Source organism: Bradyrhizobium sp. CCBAU 11434 (assembly GCF_028128895.1).
Lineage (GTDB): Bacteria > Pseudomonadota > Alphaproteobacteria > Rhizobiales > Xanthobacteraceae > Bradyrhizobium > Bradyrhizobium zhengyangense.
The window spans coordinates 84,387-101,274 of the sequence record NZ_LBJX01000093.1; the positions used below are offsets into that span (position 1 = coordinate 84,387).

Genomic DNA, 16,888 nt, shown 5'->3' on the forward strand with positions numbered 1-16,888 from the left:
AGGACACCACATGAAATTCGCAAGCTTTCAAATCGACAACACCGCCTCGTGGGGCCTGGTGGAGGGCGATAGCGTGGCCGATCTTGGGAATCGCTATCCCGATCTGAAATCGGCGATTGCGGCCGGCGCGCTTGCCGAGGCGGCCAAATCAGCGATTGGCGCGAAGCGCCATCCGCTGGCGAAGATCAAATTCCTGCCGGTGATTCCGAACCCCGACAAGATCCTCTGCATCGGTCTGAACTACGAGAACCATCGCAAGGAGACGGGCCGCACCGAGGTTGAGAATCCCACCGTGTTCGGGCGCTTCGCCAACAGCCAGACCGGACATCTCACCAACATCATCCGCCCGAAGGTCTCGACCCATCTCGACTTCGAGGGCGAGCTCGCGATCATCATCGGCAAGCCCGGCCGCTACATTCAGAAGAGCGAGGCTTGGGGCCACATCGCCGGCTATGCCTGCTACAACGAGGGCAGCGTGCGCGACTATCAACGCCACACCCACCAGTTTACGCCGGGTAAGAATTTTCCGTCGACTGGCGGCTTCGGTCCCTATCTGGTGACACCTGATGAGGTCGGCGATGTCGGTCCGCTGCGCTTGCAGACCCGGCTCAACGGCGAGGTGGTGCAGGACACCACCATCGACCAGATGATCTTCGATATCCCGCGCCAGATCGAATATTGCTCGCAGTTCACCCGGCTCGAGCCCGGCGACGTCATCGCGACAGGCACGCCGGGTGGCGTCGGCTCGCGGCGTACGCCGCCGCTGTGGATGAAAGCCGGCGACGTTGTCGAGGTCGAGATCGACAAGGTCGGCCTGCTCCGCAACGGGATTGCCGACGAAGCCTGATGTTTCCCGGACCTGACGACGGCCTATGCGCCGCTGCTGCGCAGGATTCACTGGGCAACGGCGGCGCAATCGCTCGGCATGACGCGGCTGTTATAGAACGCCGGCGCGGAACCGTTGGACGGCGACGGTGCGTCCGCACCGGAACGATTCACATGGGTCAATCATTACAGAAGGGCGGCAGGACGCGGAGTCCTTAGGAATGGGTATGCTCGATCCCGGTCGGTTTCTGGTGTCATGCTCGCATTGCGAAGCATGGCCGATGGCGGCCAATGTCAAACGTTCGAGCTGGTCGGCGCAGCCGCACGAAGTCAGCTTCGTGTGTCCACGCTGTCGCCGCGAGGAAACCGCCATCATCTCCGCCTCCGGTGAACTCACTCCGATCAAGCGGATCGACGCTCCGCCGCGCGACGTCACCACGGCCTGGGCTCAGGCCCAGCGCCCGAGAGGGCGCGCGTAGCGCGCCTGTCTCGCCCCGTGGGGGCGGTTGGCGGACTTGTCCGACAATGTGGTAGGATCGCCGCCAGGAGATTGTTCATGCCCCTCACGATCCTGCCGCCGCAGTCCGACCACGCCAGGCTTCACCCGGTCGAGCCGCGTTATGCCGCGCTGTTCTGCTTTGCGCTGCTGACTGTGTCCTGCGCGCTGGCAAGCTTTGCGCTTGCCTGTGCGACGCCGTTTGCGGCGTTCGCTGTCGTGGCTGCGGCCGCGCTGCCGCTGCGTCAAGCGCTGCTGGTTGTCACCGGCGCGTGGCTGGTGAACCAATGCATCGGCTTCGCCGCGCTCCACTATCCCATTGATGCCAGCACCATCGCCTGGGGCCTTGCGATCGGCGCCGCGACGCTTGTCGCGACGGCCGCGGCATCGATCATGCTTCGCACCCTGCCGCAAGGCCGCACGCCGCTGATGCTGGCGATTGCCCTTGTCGCCGCCTATGCGGCCTATGAGCTGGCGCTGTTCGCCGCGACGCCGTTCCTTGGCGGGCAGGGCGCTTTCACGGCGGCCATCGTCTCGCGGATCGGGCTGACCTGCGCGGTGTGGCTCGCGGGCCTCGTCGCCGTCTGCGAGATCGCCCGCCTGATCGGCTCCCTCGGGCGGGGACGCGCAACCGCTTGAGCAGCGAAGCCCGTTGGCGCGACGATATCGCCTCATTGGTCTTTCCCGTGGCCGGACATGGCGCGATCTGCGCCGTGCACCGGGGCGCTTTCCGGACGTTGCTCGGTGCGGAGCCCACGCCGGAGGCCTGCCTCGGCTATTTCCAGCGGCTTGAGGCCGTCTTTCGCGCTGCCGCGGACGCCAAGATCGCCCGCAGGGACATTTTGCCCGGGACGAGCCTGCATCTTACCAGTCGCGACATCGCCCGGAAGCTGCTAGAAGACGCGCAAATCGCCAATGGAGAATAGACCATGAGCCAGTCCCAGCTCGCCAACGCCCAGACCTCGGCCCAGATCACGCTTCCGGTCGCCGCAGGGCAGGTGGGACGGCTGTCGCAGGCCGTGATGGCCATGGTGCTCGGCGTGTTCGTCGTCGGCATGGTCGGCTTCTCCCATATCGACGTCGTCCACAACGCCGCCCACGACGTGCGCCACTCGAACGCGTTCCCCTGCCACTAATCTCGAAGGCATGAGCACGTTTCGCGCGATCGTCTTCGCATCGGTCATTTCAGGTTTCGTCGTCGGCCTCCTCGTCACCGCCGTCCAGCAGTTCGGCACCGTCCCCCTGATCCTGAAGGCGGAGGTCTTCGAGAAGGCGGCGGACGCGCACCAGCATGACGCGCCAGCCACGGCGCAGCCGGCAGCGGCCGGGCATGACCACGCAGACCATGACCATGCAGCCCACGATCACGGCGACCATGATCGTGGCGCCGGCGACCACGATCATGGCGGCGCCTGGGAGCCGCGCGACGGATTTGAGCGCAACGCCTACACCGCCGCCGCCAATGTCCTGACCGCGATCGGATTCGCGCTGCTTCTTGCCGGCTTCTTCGCCGTGCGCAGCGGGGCGACGGGGGCGAGCGTCTCCTGGCATGAAGGCCTGTTGTGGGGCCTGGCGGGCTTCGCCGTCTTTACGCTTGCGCCGGGCCTTGGCCTGCCGCCGGAGCTGCCCGGCGTGCCCTCGGCGCCGCTGCTGTCGCGGCAGATCTGGTGGCTCGCCGCCGTGCTGGCGACGGCGGGCGGGCTCGCCTTGATCGTCTTCCGCCGGACGGTGCCGGCGGCGATATCAGGGGTGATCCTGCTGACCCTGCCGCACCTGATCGGCGCGCCTGATCTCGCCAATGTCGAGACCAACGTGCCGTCGTCGCTGACGCACCAGTTCGTCACCGCGGTGACGGTGACGAGCCTGGTGTTCTGGACCATGCTCGGCGGCCTGACGAGCGCGGTGTTCGCGCGTTTCGATCGCGGCGCGACCCTCTAGCGCTTCGCTCCTACCAGTCGTTCGCTGACCGTCCGGGCAATCGCCGCCGGCGCCTGATCGGGGATTGCGAAGCACGAGCTCGCGTTGATCTCGCAGAGAACGTAGGTGTCGGCTCCGTCCGCATTGCGCGGCCCGAACAGGAAGTCGGCGTCCCAGATCACCGGCAGGGACGCCTCGTTGATGGAGAGCAGCTCCATCATTTGCGGCGTCCATTCCTCCTCCATCGATCGCCTCAGCGCCTGGAATTGCGGGGCATCGGGGCCGTGCATGACGCGAGGCCCCGGTTGCGCCTCAGGCGCATCAGGCCCCTCGGCCGGCGGCGGGATCAGGGCCTTGATCAATTGATGGCCGAAGCCTGCGACTTTGGCGCCGCTCATGTAGCAGCGGATCATGCCGTCGGGCAGGCGCGGTTGAAACGGCTGATCGATGATGCAGCCGCCCCAGCCGAAATACGGCTCGCACCGCGCGAGGAAGGCCTCGAGCGGCACGTCCTCGGGAAGGCTGCCGCGCAGCGCATGGAGCACGCGAACCGTCGGGACTGCGTTCGCGAGCGCCTCGACCTTCCAGACGCCCTGGCCGCCATTGCCGCGGTTCTGCTTGAGCACGCGCGGTCCAGCGGCTTGCAGCCGCGGCGGAAACTCCGCCCGAAACGCGGCCGCGCTGTCGTAGCGATGGGTGTCCGCGCCCCATCCGAGATGCCGCGTCCGGTACAGCACCTCCTTGACGCCCATCTTCAGGATGACATCAGGGTGCGCGCTGACCCACGGGCCGCGCGCCGCGACGTCACGCAGCAGGGCGTCGAGCTCGGCGCGCGTCTTGCCCTGGTGGATCGGATCGACCCAGACCAGCACGCCGTCGACTCCAAGCAATTGCTCGCGGACGGCTTCAGCGAAGCTTTCATCGTAGATCGCCGGTTGCGCGTCGATGCCGGCGGCGGCGAGCGCCTCGAAGACGCGAACGAAACGGCTGTTCTGCGGGGTGGTGTTCCGGCGGGCGTCGGCGTCGCCGCGCGAAACAATGGCCAGGGAATATCGGTGAGGGGATTTGGTGTCCATGCGCAAGCTCCACGAATTGCGTGCTGCGCAGACTTGGACCGAAGTCTCACGGGGAGTCTGCTTCGTCCCCACCGGGCCATTCTAGGCGGGATCGTCCGGAAAGCGCAAGACGCGACGATGCGGCATTCAAGCGAGAGACCCACGAACGATTTCGTTCCATCGGGTCTCCGAAATCTTTTCGAAGCGCACCTGAATCCGCGCGTTGACAGCCTGGACCCCCGGGCTTCTAGTTCGGGCATCGGGGATATGCGGTCTCCCCGCGAGGCGACATGCCCAAGCATCGCGTCCTGATCACCAAGGGCGCAGCATGTCCACTTCATCCATCTCGATTGATCTGACAGATCGGCTCGTCCGTCTCGCGCGGCATGCGTCGGCGCGTGCCGTCGATGCCTGAGCCGAACACGGCTTCAACCCTGGGGCAGGGACACCAGGAGAACGATCATGCGACGACGCACACTCTGTCACGCAGCCATCATGTTGGCCGCCGCCTTGGGAGTCGTCCTGGGCGCCGCGCAATTCATCGCGCCGGCCCGCGCGGACGACATCAATTGGCCGGCGATCGATCAAACGCTCGGACGCAAGGCCGCCGTCTCGGATGATGTCCACCGCTACGGATTTCCGCGCAGCGATCTCTCCGTGACCCTGGACGGGGTCGCGATCAAGCCGGCGCTGGCGCTCGGCGGCTGGGTGGCGTTCAAGCCGGCGCATGGCGGCGCCATGGTCATGGGCGACCTCGTGCTGCTCGAGACCGAGATCAATCCGGTGATGGCGAAGATGATCGCGAGTGGTCTGGAGATCACCGCCGTGCACAATCATCTGCTGCGGGCGAGCCCGGCTACGTTCTACATGCATGTCGCCGGACATGGCGACCCCGCCAAGCTCGCCGCCGCGATCCATGATGCACTCGCCGCAAGCAAGACACCGCTCACCGCTGCCGCACCGGCGAGCCCGCCGCCCGCCGTCGATCTCGATACAGCCAAGCTCGACCAGATCATCGGCACCAAGGGACAGGCCAATGGCGGTGTCTATCAGTTCACCGTCAAGCGTCGTGATCCGGTCACGCAGGCGGGCATGCCGCTCGCGCCCGTAGGCGCAATGGGCGTCGCGATCGGCATCAACTTCCAGCCGACAGGGGGAGGCAAGGCGGCCATCACCGGCGACTTCGTTCTGTCAGATAACGAGGTGAACCCGGTGATTGCCGCGCTGCTGGAGAACGGCATCGAAGTGACGGCGCTGCACAGCCATATGCTGGACGAGCAGCCGCGGCTGCTCTTCATGCACTTCTGGGCCAACGACGACGCGATCAAGCTTGCCAAGGGCCTTCGCGCCGCGCTCGACAAGACGGCAAGTGCGAAAGGCTGACCGGCAAGCCAGTCACGTCATCAGTTCGTGCAAGCCTATCCAGCCGGTGTACAGGCCGACAAAGACGATCAAGGCCGCCGAGACATAGGGCGCGCGGTGGGCGTAGCGGCTGAAGCCGCTCCAGTGGCGTTCGACGTGGCGCAGGCTGAGCGCGGCGAGAACGCCTGCCGATACCATCGTGATCGCGAGCCCGATACCGAAGGACAGCACCAGGACGAAGCCGAGGCTGAACTGCTTCAACTGAATGCAGAGCAGCAGCACCGTGATCGCGGCGGGGCAGGGGATCAGGCCGCCGCTGAGGCCGAACAAGACGATCTGCGCCGTGGTGACTGTTCGTCCGGCAAAGCGCTTGCGGATGTCGGCGGCGTGAGCGCGCGCATGCGCGTCATCCTCGTCGCCGAGGTCGATGTGGTCGTGGTCGTGCTCCTCGAACAGCAGTTCGGTCGCGTCGCCGGCGAGGGTGACGCGCGCCTTGAACGCATGCGGCTCGGGAATCTCATCGACGCTTTCGAGGTATCCGTCCCGCGCGGCGAACGCGAAGGCCTGCTCCGCGCCGTCCTCGCGGATCGTGGTCACCCTGATGTCGCCGGCAGCGGGAAGTGCGTCCTTTTCGCTTCGGATCCGCCAGCGCGGCGGTACGTCGTCTTCGAACACCTCCAGCAGCAGCGCGAAGCCGGCGAGCGAGATCGATTGCGGCTCGTCGTGGTGGTGATGATGATCATGATGATCGTGTTCGTGGTTCTGGTCCCGCCAGGTGCGCCAGACCATCCAGCCGGCGATGCCGATGATGATCGCGGCGGAGACCAGTTGCAGCCAGGCCTCGCTGCGTTCGCCTGACAGTTCCTGGCCGAAATACAGGCCCGCAAGCGCGACCGCCCAGACAACTGCGGTATGGGAGATGGTCGCCGACAGGCCGAGCAGCACGGCCTGGAACACGGTGCCTCGGACCGCGATGATGAACGCGGCCATCATCGTCTTCGAATGCCCGGGCTCGAGACCATGCAGCACGCCGAGCAGGATGGCGCTGGGCACGAACAGCCATGCGTGTGCGCTGCTCTGTTGGAGCAGATGAGACAGGTCGGTCATCTCGTTCACTTCAAATAGGTTCGGACGACGTCGATGAGGTCGGCGGCGCCCTTGGCCTTCTCCGGATCCTTCTCGTGCGCGGGATCCACCACATGATGGCGGATGTGGTCTTCCAGGAGCTCGGTGGTGAGACCGCTGATTGCGCCCTTCACCGACGCCACCAGCATCAGCACATCGGCGCAGCCGATCTCCGACTCCAGCGCACGCTCGACGGCTTCAAGTTGACCCTTGATGCGCCGGACGCGGCCGATCAGCTTCGACTTGTGCTTGATGGTGTGCGACATCAGGGTAACATAGGGGGGTACCCTATATGAGTCAATGCGCGCATGCCGTCGCTTTGCGGCGAAGGCCGACTCAGTTGCGATCCACGCACCGTCGCCACAACAGCGGTCGCACTTTCCGCATCATGAAATCAGAGATTGCGAGATGTCATCTTCGCGCGGGTATCACGGTAAGCGAACCCGTGTCTTCCCGGTAACGATTGTGCTGCCTGAGCAACACCTTCTGTGGATTTAACCCTCATCACTGGTCGTTCGCATCGGCGCCGCTTTTTGGCCACACCCGAACATGAATAAAATCACTCGAATGTTTCAGGGGCTGGGCTGGTCCCTTGCAGGCGGCAGGAAATTCCAAGGTCGATTCAAATCTTGGTTCTGATCTTCCTGAACTGACAAGGGTTAGCCAGGAAACTGGACCTGAGGAAACTGGTCGCGATGGACGCCAAGGCCAACATCAAGCAGAGGCTGCCGAGCCGTCATGTGACGGAAGGTCCTGCGCGCGCGCCCCATCGCTCCTACTTCTACGCCATGGGTCTGACCACCGAGCAGATCCACCAGCCCTTCGTCGGCGTTGCCTCGTGCTGGAATGAAGCGGCTCCGTGCAACATCTCCCTGATGCGCCAGGCGCAGGCGGTGAAGAAGGGTGTCGCATCCGCCGGCGGCACGCCGCGCGAATTCTGCACCATCACCGTCACCGACGGCATCGCCATGGGCCATGACGGCATGCGCTCCTCGCTGCCGTCGCGCGAATGCATCGCCGACTCCGTCGAGCTGACCGTGCGCGGCCACGCCTACGACGCCTTGGTCGGGCTCGCCGGCTGCGACAAGTCGCTGCCGGGCATGATGATGGCGATGCTGCGCCTCAACGTTCCCTCGATTTTCATTTACGGCGGCTCGATCCTCCCCGGCAATTTCCGCGGGCAGCAGGTCACCGTGCAGGACATGTTCGAGGCCGTCGGCAAGCACTCGGTCGGCGCCATGTCGGACGAGGACCTCGACGAGATCGAGCGCGTGGCGTGCCCCTCTGCGGGCGCCTGCGGCGCGCAGTTCACCGCCAACACCATGGCGACCGTATCCGAGGCCATCGGCCTCGCGCTGCCTTACTCGGCCGGTGCTCCGGCACCGTATGAAATCCGCGACGCCTTCTGCATGACCGCGGGCGAGAAGGTGATGGACCTGATCGCGTCCAATCTTCGGCCGCGCGACATCGTCACCCGCAAGGCGCTGGAGAATGCCGCCGCCGTCGTCGCCGCCTCCGGCGGCTCGACCAATGCTGCGCTGCACCTGCCGGCGATCGCGCATGAGGCCGGGATCAAGTTTGACTTATTCGACGTCGCCGAAATCTTCAAAAAGACACCTTATGTCGCGGATTTGAAGCCGGGTGGCCGTTATGTCGCCAAAGACATGTTTGAAGTTGGCGGCATACCGCTTCTGATGAAGACGCTGCTCGACAACGGATTTCTCCACGGTGACTGCATTACGGTCACTGGTCGAACGATCGCCGAAAACCTCAAGAGCGTGAAATGGAATCCGCACCAAGACGTGGTGCACCCGGCAGACAAGCCCATCACCGTCACGGGGGGTGTGGTCGGTCTGAAGGGCAATTTGGCGCCAGAAGGTGCGATCGTGAAAGTCGCGGGCATGTCCAACCTCAAGTTTACCGGTCCGGCCAGGTGCTTCGACCGGGAGGAGGATGCGTTCGAGGCGGTCCAGAAGCGCACCTATCGGGAAGGCGAAGTCATCGTGATCCGCTACGAGGGCCCCAAGGGCGGCCCCGGCATGCGGGAGATGCTCCAGACCACCGCGGCGCTGACCGGCCAGGGCATGGGCGGCAAGATCGCGCTCATCACCGATGGTCGCTTCTCCGGCGCCACGCGCGGCTTCTGCATCGGCCATGTCGGCCCGGAGGCGGCGATCGGGGGCCCGATCGGGCTGCTCGAGGATGGCGACATCATCGAGATCGATGCGGACGCCGGTACCCTTAACGTAAAATTGAGCGACGCTGAACTGGCTCAGCGCAAGACCAAATGGAGCGCTCGCGCGACTAACCATACGTCGGGTGCGCTCTGGAAATATGCCCAACAGGTTGGACCAGCGGTCGGGGGGGCAGTGACCCATCCGGGCGGCGCGCACGAGAAACAGTGCTATGCGGACATCTAGGCGTGCCATCGTTGCGTTTGTGTTGGGGGCTACCGCGCTGGCCGCGCCGGCGCTCGCCTTTGACGGCGCGCCTGTCAATCCGAAGGACGCGACCATCCCCGTCGTGACCAGCTTGCCCGGTTCCGCGGGCGCGGTGCGCAAGTCGGTGCCGCCGGTCGCGACCCAGGAAATCTCGCTCAGTGCCCTGCAATATGCCGCCGAGGGCGGTCATCCCATTGCGCAGTGGAAGCTCGGCCGCATGTATGCGAGCGGTGACGGCGTCGTCCAGGACGACGTGCGCGCGTTCGAATATTTCAACCGGATCGCCAATGCGCATGCCGAGGACAGCCCGTCGGCGCCGCAGGCGCAGATCGTCGCCAATGCCTTCGTCGCGCTCGGCCGCTATTATCTGAGCGGCATTCCGAACTCGAAGGTCAAGGCCGATCCCGACAGGGCGCGGGAGATGTTCTCCTATGCCGCCTCCTATTTCGGTAACGCGGACGCACAGTACGATCTCGCCCGGCTCTATCTGAAGACGCCGGACGCCTCGCGTGAGGATTTCCGCTACGGCGCGCGCTGGCTCGGCCTTGCCGCCCAGAAGGGGCAGCACGAGGCCCAGGCGCTGCTCGGGCAGATGCTGTTCAACGGCGACCGCCTGCCGCGGCAGGCCGCGCGCGGCCTGATGTGGCTGACGCTGGCGCGTGACAGTGCCGGCACTGATGAGACCTGGATCAAGGAAAACTACAACCGCGCCTTCGCCAAGGCCTCCGACGACGACCGCGCCATGTGCCTGCAAATGCTGGAACAGTGGGTGCAGGGCCGCCGCGAGTAGGTTCGGCAACGTCGGTGCCGTAGGGTGGGCAAAGGCGCAAAGCGCCGTGCCCACGATCTCTCTCCGAAGCCGGCAGAACGTGGGCACGGCGCGCGAAGGGCGCGCCTTTGCCCACCCTACAGCAGTTGCGACTGCCGCTCGCTCCGGCCAACTCGGCCTAAAGCCTACGCCGCCTCCAGATCCAGATCCGCCCACACAGGCACGTGATCCGACGGCTTCTCCCAGGCCCGCACATAGCTGTCGATGCCGACATTGGCGAGCCGGTCGCTCGCCTGGGGCGAGAGCAGCAGATGGTCGATGCGCAGTCCCTGGTTCTTCTGCCAGGCCCCGGCCTGGTAATCCCAGAACGTGTAGAGACCAGGTTCGTCGGTGACGGCCCTTAAGGCGTCGGTCAGGCCGAGGCCGAGCAGGGACTGAAAGCTCTCCCGCGTCTCGGTCTTGAACAGGGCGTCCTCGGTCCAGGCGGCCGGATTGTGGACGTCGTGGGCATGCGGGATGACGTTGAAATCGCCAGCGAGGATCAGCGGCTCCTCGGTCTTAAGACGCTCCTTCGAATACTCAAGAAGCCGCGACATCCATTTGAGCTTGTAGGGATATTTCTCGGTGCCGACGGGATTGCCGTTGGGCAGATAGAGACAGGCGATGCGCAGCACGCCCTGCTTGAGTGTCACCACGCCCTCGAGGAAACGGGCATGCGTGTCCTCGTCGTCGCCGGCAAGTCCTGACTTGGTCTCATCGAATTTCAGTTTGGAGAGCAGGGCAACGCCGTTGAACGTCTTCTGCCCGTGGGTCACCACGTTGTAGCCGAGCGCTTCGATCTCCAGTCGCGGGAAGGCCTCGTCGACACATTTGATCTCCTGCAGGCAGACGATATCGGGCTGGCACTCCTTCAGCCAGGTCAGCAGGAGATCGATCCGCTGCCGGACCGAATTGACGTTCCAGGTGGCAACTCTGATGGGCATGGGGGGCGGCTCCGGGCAGGGGCCATGGTTAGAACAAACCGCTAACGCCTCCGTCAAGGACGCCGCAAAATCTCCCACAAAATTAACCCGGTTGAAGCCGGCCGTAGGCCATTGATACGGAAAAGGTTCCTTGGAATGGGATGGCCGTACAAATCTGCACAACCAACTGAGCAGCGCGACGGTCTCGTCGGCGCGTTCCTGTACTGGCTCGGCGGCTTCGAGATCGAGGACGGCCTGACCGCCGATCTCAGCGAGCGCGAGCTGCGCCGCATCCGCGCCAAGCAGATCGACGCGGTGACGCGGCTGATCCCGGTGACCATGGCCGTCACCATGCTCAACGTCGCCATCGTGCTGATCCTGTTCTGGGGCCGGGGCTGGAACGACTTCCTCGCGATCTGGGGCGCAACCCTCACCGCCGTCGCAGCGCTCGCGGTGCGCGCATGGCAGCGCTCGCACCGCAATCCACCGCAGGAAGCTTCGCCGCGCGCGGCGCGGCAGATGATGCGGCAGGCGTTCTTCCTTGCCACGATCTGGGGCACGCTGCCGCTGGCGCTGTTCAGCCAGGTCGGGCCGACCAGCCAGCTGATCCTGGCCTGCCTGATGGTCGGCATGATGTCCGGCGGCGCCTTCACGCTGTCGACATTCCCGCGTGCCGGCCTCGTCTACCTCGCCACCATGGCCGTCGCCTGCGCCGGTGCGCTGCTGCTGTGCGGCACGGGGCCATATCTGGTGACCGCTGTGTTCCTGATGCTGTTCGCGTTCTTCATGGCGCGCAACATCGTCTCGCAGGGCAATCTGTTCCTCGGCAATCTCAAGGCCCAGCTCGAGCTCGAGCGGCAGACCGAGATCATCTCGCTGCTGCTGAAGGATTTTCAGGAGAACGCCAGCGACTGGCTGTGGCAGACCGACGCCGAAGGCCACCTCGTCGACGTGCCGCAACGCTTCGCCGACGTCGCGCAATTGCCGCTTCCGCTTCTGAAGGGATCGCAATTCGCCGACGTGCTCGACATGCTGTGTCCCGAGGACAAGGCGGCCGCTTACAACGTCGTCGGCCTGATGGAGCACGCCGAGCCGCTCCACGAGATGAATTTGAAGGTCGTCGCCGGCGGCGAAGCGCGGCTGTGGTCGCTGACCGCAAAGCCGGCCTATGACCGCGACGGTCAGTTCCTGGGCTATCGCGGCTTCGGCCGCGACGTCACCGAGCGCTGGCGCGCGGAGAAGGCCGAGGCCGAGAGCCGCGCCAAGTCGGATTTCCTCGCCGTCATGAGCCACGAGATCCGCACGCCCATGAACGGCGTGCTCGGGCTTGCCAGCATGCTGCTGGAAACAAATCTGGATGCGGAGCAGCGCGAGGCCGTCACCACGATCCGCGAATCCGGCGACAACCTCCAGCGCATCCTCAACGACATCCTCGATCTCTCCAAGCTGGAGGCGGGACGCTTCCAGTTCGAGGCGATCGACTTCGCGCCGCAGACGCTGGTTGAGACGGTCGCGACCGTGGTGCGCGCGAGTGCCAAAAGCAAGGGACTCGCCGTCAAGGTCGAGCTCGATCCGAACCTGCCGCCGACGCTGCGCGGCGACGTCGCCCGCATCCGGCAGGTGCTGCTCAATCTCGCCTCCAACGCCGTGAAGTTCACCGACCAGGGTGAGGTGACGATCAAGGCGGTGTGCCAGGCGCGCCGCGATCTCCTCGCGACCGTCGAATGGACCGTGACCGACAGTGGCATCGGCATTGCGCCCGAAAAACTCGGGCAGCTCTTCTCCGACTTCGCCCAGGCCGATGCCTCGATCAGCCGCCGCTTCGGCGGCACCGGTCTCGGCCTTGCGATCTCCAGGCGCATCATCGAGCAGATGGGCGGCACCATCGGCGTCACCTCGACGCCGGGCGAGGGCTCGACCTTCCGCTTCACGCTGGTGCTGCCGTGGAGCCAGGCGCAGACATCCGATCAGGACGCTGGCCGTGAGGAAGCCGACGATCTCAAGGCCCGCATTGCCGACCTCGACCGGCCGCTGAAGGTGCTGGTCGCCGAGGACGACGCCGTCAACCGTATGGTCGTGAGCAAGATGCTCAGTGCCTTCGACGTCGAATTGCGCGTCGTCACCGACGGTGTCGAGGCCGTCACGGCCGTGTCCGAGGGCGATTACGACATCGTGCTGATGGATGTGCGCATGCCCGAAATGGACGGGCTCGCCGCGACGCGGGCGATCCGTGCAGAGGGCGGACGCTTCGAAGCGCTGCCGATCATCGCGCTGACCGCCAACGCCTTCCCCGAGGACGTCAAGATCTGCCGCGAGGCTGGCATGTCCGACTTTCTGGCCAAACCGCTACGCAAGCCGGCGCTGGTCGCAGCCCTGCTGCGCGCGCTCGACGGCCACGTGCTGACGGAGGGCGCGCCGCTTCAGCCGGCGCTGATGCCCGATGAGGTGGAGTGGACGGACGAGGAAAGGCAGATGACGGGCGCGTAGGCGTTAACTCCGTGCACGAATATGCGTTTCCGCACCCGTTGTCCGGACGCTGGCAATTCGGATCGTCGTGTTACGTTGCGCCGCCATGCGCCTCCTTGTCATGCTTCTCATCTTGTTCACGGCCTCCGCCCGCGCCGGCGACGGTCCGCTAATGAGCACGCACATGATGTTGCCTGTCGTGATCTCCGGCAACAAAGTGTCGCTGGAAAGCTTCGTCATTCGTCCTGATCGCCCCGGCAAATTTCCTCTCGTCGTGATCACTCACGGAATGCCTAGCCTCTCCGGCGAGGAATTCTTCACTGAAATCCTCAACCGCTCTCCGGTCGGCTACAGCAAGGCGGCCGTCGCCTTCGCGCAGCGAGGATATGCAGTGGTCTCGATCATGCGTCGTGGCTATGGCCGATCTGGGGGAGGGTTCTCCGAGTCTTTGCGGCAGGTCTGCGACTATCTTCCGGCCGTGCGCGCTGCCGGCGACGATGTCATTGCGGCGGTCGCTTCACTGCGTAATGAGCCCTGGGTCGACGCCGAGCATGTCGTCTTGCTCGGTCATTCCGTTGGGGGGCTCACGGTGATGGCCGTCGCCGCAGAGAACATACCGGGGGTCGTTGGCGCCGTGAATTTTGATGGTGGTCGGCACACCTTCTCCGCACCCAACCAACCCTGCTCGCCTGATAACTTGGTCGATACAGTCGCCGCATTGGGTCGCACGGCCCGTGTCCCGGTGCTTTGGCTCTATGCTGAGAACGATCAATTCTACGGTCCCGACTTGGCACGACGCATGTTCGCGGCCTACAGCGCTGGCGGTGCGCCTGCGCAGTTGCATCTGCTGCCTCCGTTCGAATCGAACGGCCACAATACCGTCGTGCTCGCGCCGGCAGATACCTGGTTTCCGTCCGTCGACCCCTTTCTTGAAAGGTTAGGTCTTCCGACGAAGACTGTCATAGAGGCGCCGTTGTTCGCTGAGCTGCCAATCCCGCCGGGGGCTGTCGCCGCTTGTCAGGGGGCGTTCGCGGACTACCTCGCCAATCCCGATGATGCCAAGGCCTTCGCGGTGAGAACGCACGGCCACTGCGGAACTGGATTTGGCCGCACAGCTCCCGAGGCACGCGAGCCTGCCTTGATGAAATGCAAGATCAATTCGCGCGGCGAAGATTGCAAGCTTTACGCGGTCGGACAAAAGCTTGCGGGGATTGAAACACGGTCCACGCGATGCAGTGGAACGCCGCGCGGTCACAATTTGCCATAGACCCGCGCGGCGACCGCCTTCAGGTGCTCGACCGAGCCTGACTCCGGATGCGGCTTGACCGGCGCGAACAGGATCGACGCCTGCCTGCCGTTCTTCCAGACAAAGATGTTGACGGCATTGTCGTTGCCCTTGGTGCAGGAATGCTCGCCGAAGGCTTCGCTGCCGAGCTCGGGGATCGCTACGTGCTGGCACGGGCCCGCGCGCTTCATCATGCTGATGACGGTGTCGCGCGACATCGTGATCACCGCAACCGCCATGGTATTGGCCTCGCGATCGAACATCATGCAGCTGCCGGCGCCGGTGCGCTGGACCTGCAGCGTACTCTTGTCGAGGAAGCCGTCGGCATCCGCGGCCGCGAGCCATTCGCAGCCGCCGAACCGCTCGCTGGTCTTGGTCACATTGCCAATGGCAACGCGCGCGGCTTGGGTGATCGGGCCGAGCAGGGCGTCGTCGGCGCGCCGGCCGATCGGATAGACGCTGAGCTGCAGGATGTAATCGCCTGATAAGGCGAGGACCGAGGCCTCCTGGCGCTCCGCGCCGGCGGCGGTCGTTCCGCCCTGGCCTTCCTCGCCGATGTCAGCGACTGCATTCAGCGGCATGCGCTCACCGAGCGTCTTGACGAAGGTCGCGTACATCTCCTTGGCGCGGTCCCTGTCGGGATTGCGGAACACGGACAGCATCATCGTGTCGCCGCGCCCGCCCTGGTAGATGCAGCCGCGACCATCCTGATTTGAAATCAGCGACCATTTCAGCGCCGGCATCGCGCCGGCGAGTTCCTGGGCGCTGATGAACGGGCAGGTTTGGACCGCACGCGCCGGAGGCACGGGGAGGGTTGCAATTGCAAGGAGTAGGGCGAGGCAACAGAGCAGACGATTGATCATGCGCATGGGATGAATTGATACCTGTCAGCTCGCTGAAGGAGGCTTTCGAGCTTGAATGATGTGGACTGTCCCTTGCATTTGGTCGAGTTGGGTACACAACGGGTTCATGGTTGATCCCGAGCAGTGGGCGGACGGTAGGACCATCAAATTTTCTGAGGCCGTTTTCCTCTAGGCAGCTAAGGAGCGGTTGCGGGGAAGCGGGTTCTGCAGGTCCGGTTTGTAGGGTTACTGTCGAAATCACTGGAGTCGAGCTTGCTTTCGCATATTGCTCTCCCGACGGCGGTCGTTGCGATCATTGCGTGGACCTTTTTTCCATTGCTCCGGAGATCGCGGCGTCGCCCGGTTCGGTTCGATCCTGATCGGCCTTATCAGGTCTATACCCGAGAATTCGACGCGGAGATCAAGGCCGACGATCTGGACGCTTTCCTGGCCGAGCTCCCCGACCGGCGCTGGGCCGAGCGATTTCCCGAGGTCGATCCAGCGCAACTGTACGACCTCGAAAACGACCTTGCTGCACGGCGTGCGGGCATGGAGACCACCCAGCCTCAGGCCGCCGATACGATCGTGTCATTGCTCATCGATCATTCCGGCTCGATGCGCGGACAGCCGATGCTGTTCGCGGCCAGGGCTGCGCTGGTCGCCTCCGACCTGCTCGACGGCTTAGGGGCAAAGCAGGAAGTGCTCGGCTTCACGACCTCGCGCTGGAAGGGCGGTCGGAGCCGGGAAAAATGGTTCAGCAGCGGCCAGCCTTCCTATCCCGGGCGACTGAACGACCTGTTGCACATCGTCTACTGCAGCGCCGGCGAGAAGCTGAGCGCGCGACACTGCGCCAGCATGCTGCGGCGGGACCTCGTCAAGGAGAATATCGATGGCGAAGCCCTCGAATGGGCTGCGTCGCGTTTGCGCCGAAGCGGCGAAAGGCAGAAATATCTGATCGTGCTGTCCGATGGTGCGCCGGTCGACGATCCCACATTGCTCGCGAATGGCGATCGGTATCTGAGCCACCATTTGAGCCGTGTCACCGACGAGATCGAGCAGGCCGGCGACATCAGGCTTGCGGCGATCGGCATCGGCCATCCGGTCGAGCAGTACTACGAGCAAGGCATTACCATCAACGCTCCAGAAGAGTTGGAGGACACGCTGGTTCAGCTCATCAATCGACTATTGCGCCCGTCGCCTTGACGTGTCCGTCAGTGCGGGAACGAAGGCGGCAGTCAAGATCTGGGAATTGGACGAGGGCAGGGGCCGCGTCGGCGTTGGGCTGTATCGAAGCTGCCGCGCGTGTGCCTGGTCGAGCACCCCGCACTTGGGATTTCGCGATG

17 protein-coding genes are annotated in these 16,888 nt (G+C 64.6%); 12 read left to right on the plus strand and 5 right to left on the minus strand.

The window, feature by feature from the left end; all coding sequences use genetic code 11:
- Positions 1 to 10: 10 nt before the first annotated feature.
- The 6 genes from XI06_RS24230 to XI06_RS24255 all read left to right on the plus strand — a co-directional run bounded on the left by XI06_RS24230 (position 11) and on the right by XI06_RS24255 (position 3,259).
- On the plus strand, positions 11 to 847 hold the full coding sequence (locus XI06_RS24230) for a fumarylacetoacetate hydrolase family protein (protein WP_237862123.1): 837 nt from the start codon (positions 11 to 13) through the stop codon (positions 845 to 847).
- Between the two features lie 199 nt (positions 848 to 1,046).
- Complete coding sequence (locus XI06_RS24235; protein WP_057755853.1) at positions 1,047 to 1,304, plus strand: hypothetical protein; 258 nt, start codon at positions 1,047 to 1,049, stop codon at positions 1,302 to 1,304.
- Positions 1,305 to 1,381: 77 nt separating this feature from the next.
- The gene (locus tag XI06_RS24240; RefSeq protein ID WP_237862125.1) at positions 1,382 to 1,960 is read left to right on the plus strand and encodes a hypothetical protein; all 579 of its coding nucleotides are present in this window, start codon (positions 1,382 to 1,384) and stop codon (positions 1,958 to 1,960) included.
- A complete protein-coding gene (locus tag XI06_RS24245) occupies positions 1,957 to 2,247 on the plus strand; it encodes a hypothetical protein (RefSeq protein ID WP_237862127.1) in 291 nt (96 codons plus the stop codon). Before XI06_RS24240 ends, XI06_RS24245 begins: the two co-directional genes overlap by 4 nt.
- 3 nt (positions 2,248 to 2,250) lie before the next feature.
- Positions 2,251 to 2,457, plus strand: coding sequence for a CbtB domain-containing protein (locus XI06_RS24250; protein ID WP_237862129.1), 207 nt, complete (start codon positions 2,251 to 2,253; stop codon positions 2,455 to 2,457).
- A gap of 10 nt (positions 2,458 to 2,467) precedes the next feature.
- Positions 2,468 to 3,259 (plus strand): CbtA family protein, encoded by a 792-nt coding sequence (locus XI06_RS24255; RefSeq protein ID WP_237862131.1) that lies wholly within the window; start codon positions 2,468 to 2,470, stop codon positions 3,257 to 3,259.
- Here XI06_RS24255 and XI06_RS24260 read toward each other — a convergent pair.
- The gene (locus tag XI06_RS24260) at positions 3,256 to 4,314 is read right to left on the minus strand and encodes a Cj0069 family protein (RefSeq protein WP_237862133.1); all 1,059 of its coding nucleotides are present in this window, start codon (positions 4,312 to 4,314) and stop codon (positions 3,256 to 3,258) included. The two genes, XI06_RS24255 and XI06_RS24260, sit on opposite strands and share 4 nt — an antisense overlap.
- Positions 4,315 to 4,788: 474 nt before the next feature.
- Here XI06_RS24260 and XI06_RS24265 point away from each other — a divergent pair, with 474 nt between their 5' ends.
- Positions 4,789 to 5,676, plus strand: coding sequence for a DUF1259 domain-containing protein (locus XI06_RS24265; RefSeq protein WP_377802678.1), 888 nt, complete (start codon positions 4,789 to 4,791; stop codon positions 5,674 to 5,676).
- Between the two features lie 12 nt (positions 5,677 to 5,688).
- Here XI06_RS24265 and XI06_RS24270 read toward each other — a convergent pair whose 3' ends face one another.
- Both XI06_RS24270 and XI06_RS24275 read right to left on the minus strand, forming a co-directional pair.
- Positions 5,689 to 6,762, minus strand: a complete 1,074-nt coding sequence (locus tag XI06_RS24270) for a nickel/cobalt efflux transporter (protein ID WP_237862137.1) — start codon at positions 6,760 to 6,762, stop codon at positions 5,689 to 5,691.
- Positions 6,763 to 6,767: 5 nt separating this feature from the next.
- On the minus strand, positions 6,768 to 7,046 hold the full coding sequence (locus XI06_RS24275) for a metal/formaldehyde-sensitive transcriptional repressor (protein ID WP_063706516.1): 279 nt from the start codon (positions 7,044 to 7,046) through the stop codon (positions 6,768 to 6,770).
- Between the two features lie 429 nt (positions 7,047 to 7,475).
- Here XI06_RS24275 and ilvD point away from each other — a divergent pair, with 429 nt between their 5' ends.
- Positions 7,476 to 9,200, plus strand: coding sequence for a dihydroxy-acid dehydratase (gene ilvD, locus XI06_RS24280; protein WP_237862139.1), 1,725 nt, complete (start codon positions 7,476 to 7,478; stop codon positions 9,198 to 9,200).
- Positions 9,187 to 10,011 (plus strand): tetratricopeptide repeat protein, encoded by an 825-nt coding sequence (locus tag XI06_RS24285; protein WP_271606676.1) that lies wholly within the window; start codon positions 9,187 to 9,189, stop codon positions 10,009 to 10,011. Before ilvD ends, XI06_RS24285 begins: the two co-directional genes overlap by 14 nt.
- Positions 10,012 to 10,175: 164 nt before the next feature.
- Here the strand turns inward: XI06_RS24285 and xth are convergent, their stop codons facing one another.
- Entirely contained in the window at positions 10,176 to 10,973 is a 798-nt protein-coding gene (gene xth, locus XI06_RS24290) for an exodeoxyribonuclease III (protein WP_237862143.1), read from the minus strand.
- Positions 10,974 to 11,108: 135 nt separating this feature from the next.
- Between xth and XI06_RS24295 the strand changes: the two genes are divergently transcribed.
- Positions 11,109 to 13,439 carry an ATP-binding protein gene (locus tag XI06_RS24295; RefSeq protein ID WP_237868799.1) on the plus strand — a complete coding sequence of 777 codons (2,331 nt, stop codon included), beginning with the start codon at positions 11,109 to 11,111 and terminating at the stop codon, positions 13,437 to 13,439.
- 163 nt (positions 13,440 to 13,602) lie between these two features.
- Entirely contained in the window at positions 13,603 to 14,685 is a 1,083-nt protein-coding gene (locus tag XI06_RS24300; protein WP_271606677.1) for a dienelactone hydrolase family protein, read from the plus strand.
- Here XI06_RS24300 and XI06_RS24305 read toward each other — a convergent pair.
- Complete coding sequence (locus tag XI06_RS24305; RefSeq protein ID WP_249798163.1) at positions 14,670 to 15,572, minus strand: hypothetical protein; 903 nt, start codon at positions 15,570 to 15,572, stop codon at positions 14,670 to 14,672. The genes XI06_RS24300 and XI06_RS24305 overlap by 16 nt on opposite strands.
- Before the next feature lie 309 nt (positions 15,573 to 15,881).
- Between XI06_RS24305 and XI06_RS24310 the strand changes: the two genes are divergently transcribed.
- Complete coding sequence (locus XI06_RS24310; RefSeq protein ID WP_237862150.1) at positions 15,882 to 16,748, plus strand: cobaltochelatase CobT-related protein; 867 nt, start codon at positions 15,882 to 15,884, stop codon at positions 16,746 to 16,748.
- Positions 16,749 to 16,888: the final 140 nt, after the last annotated feature.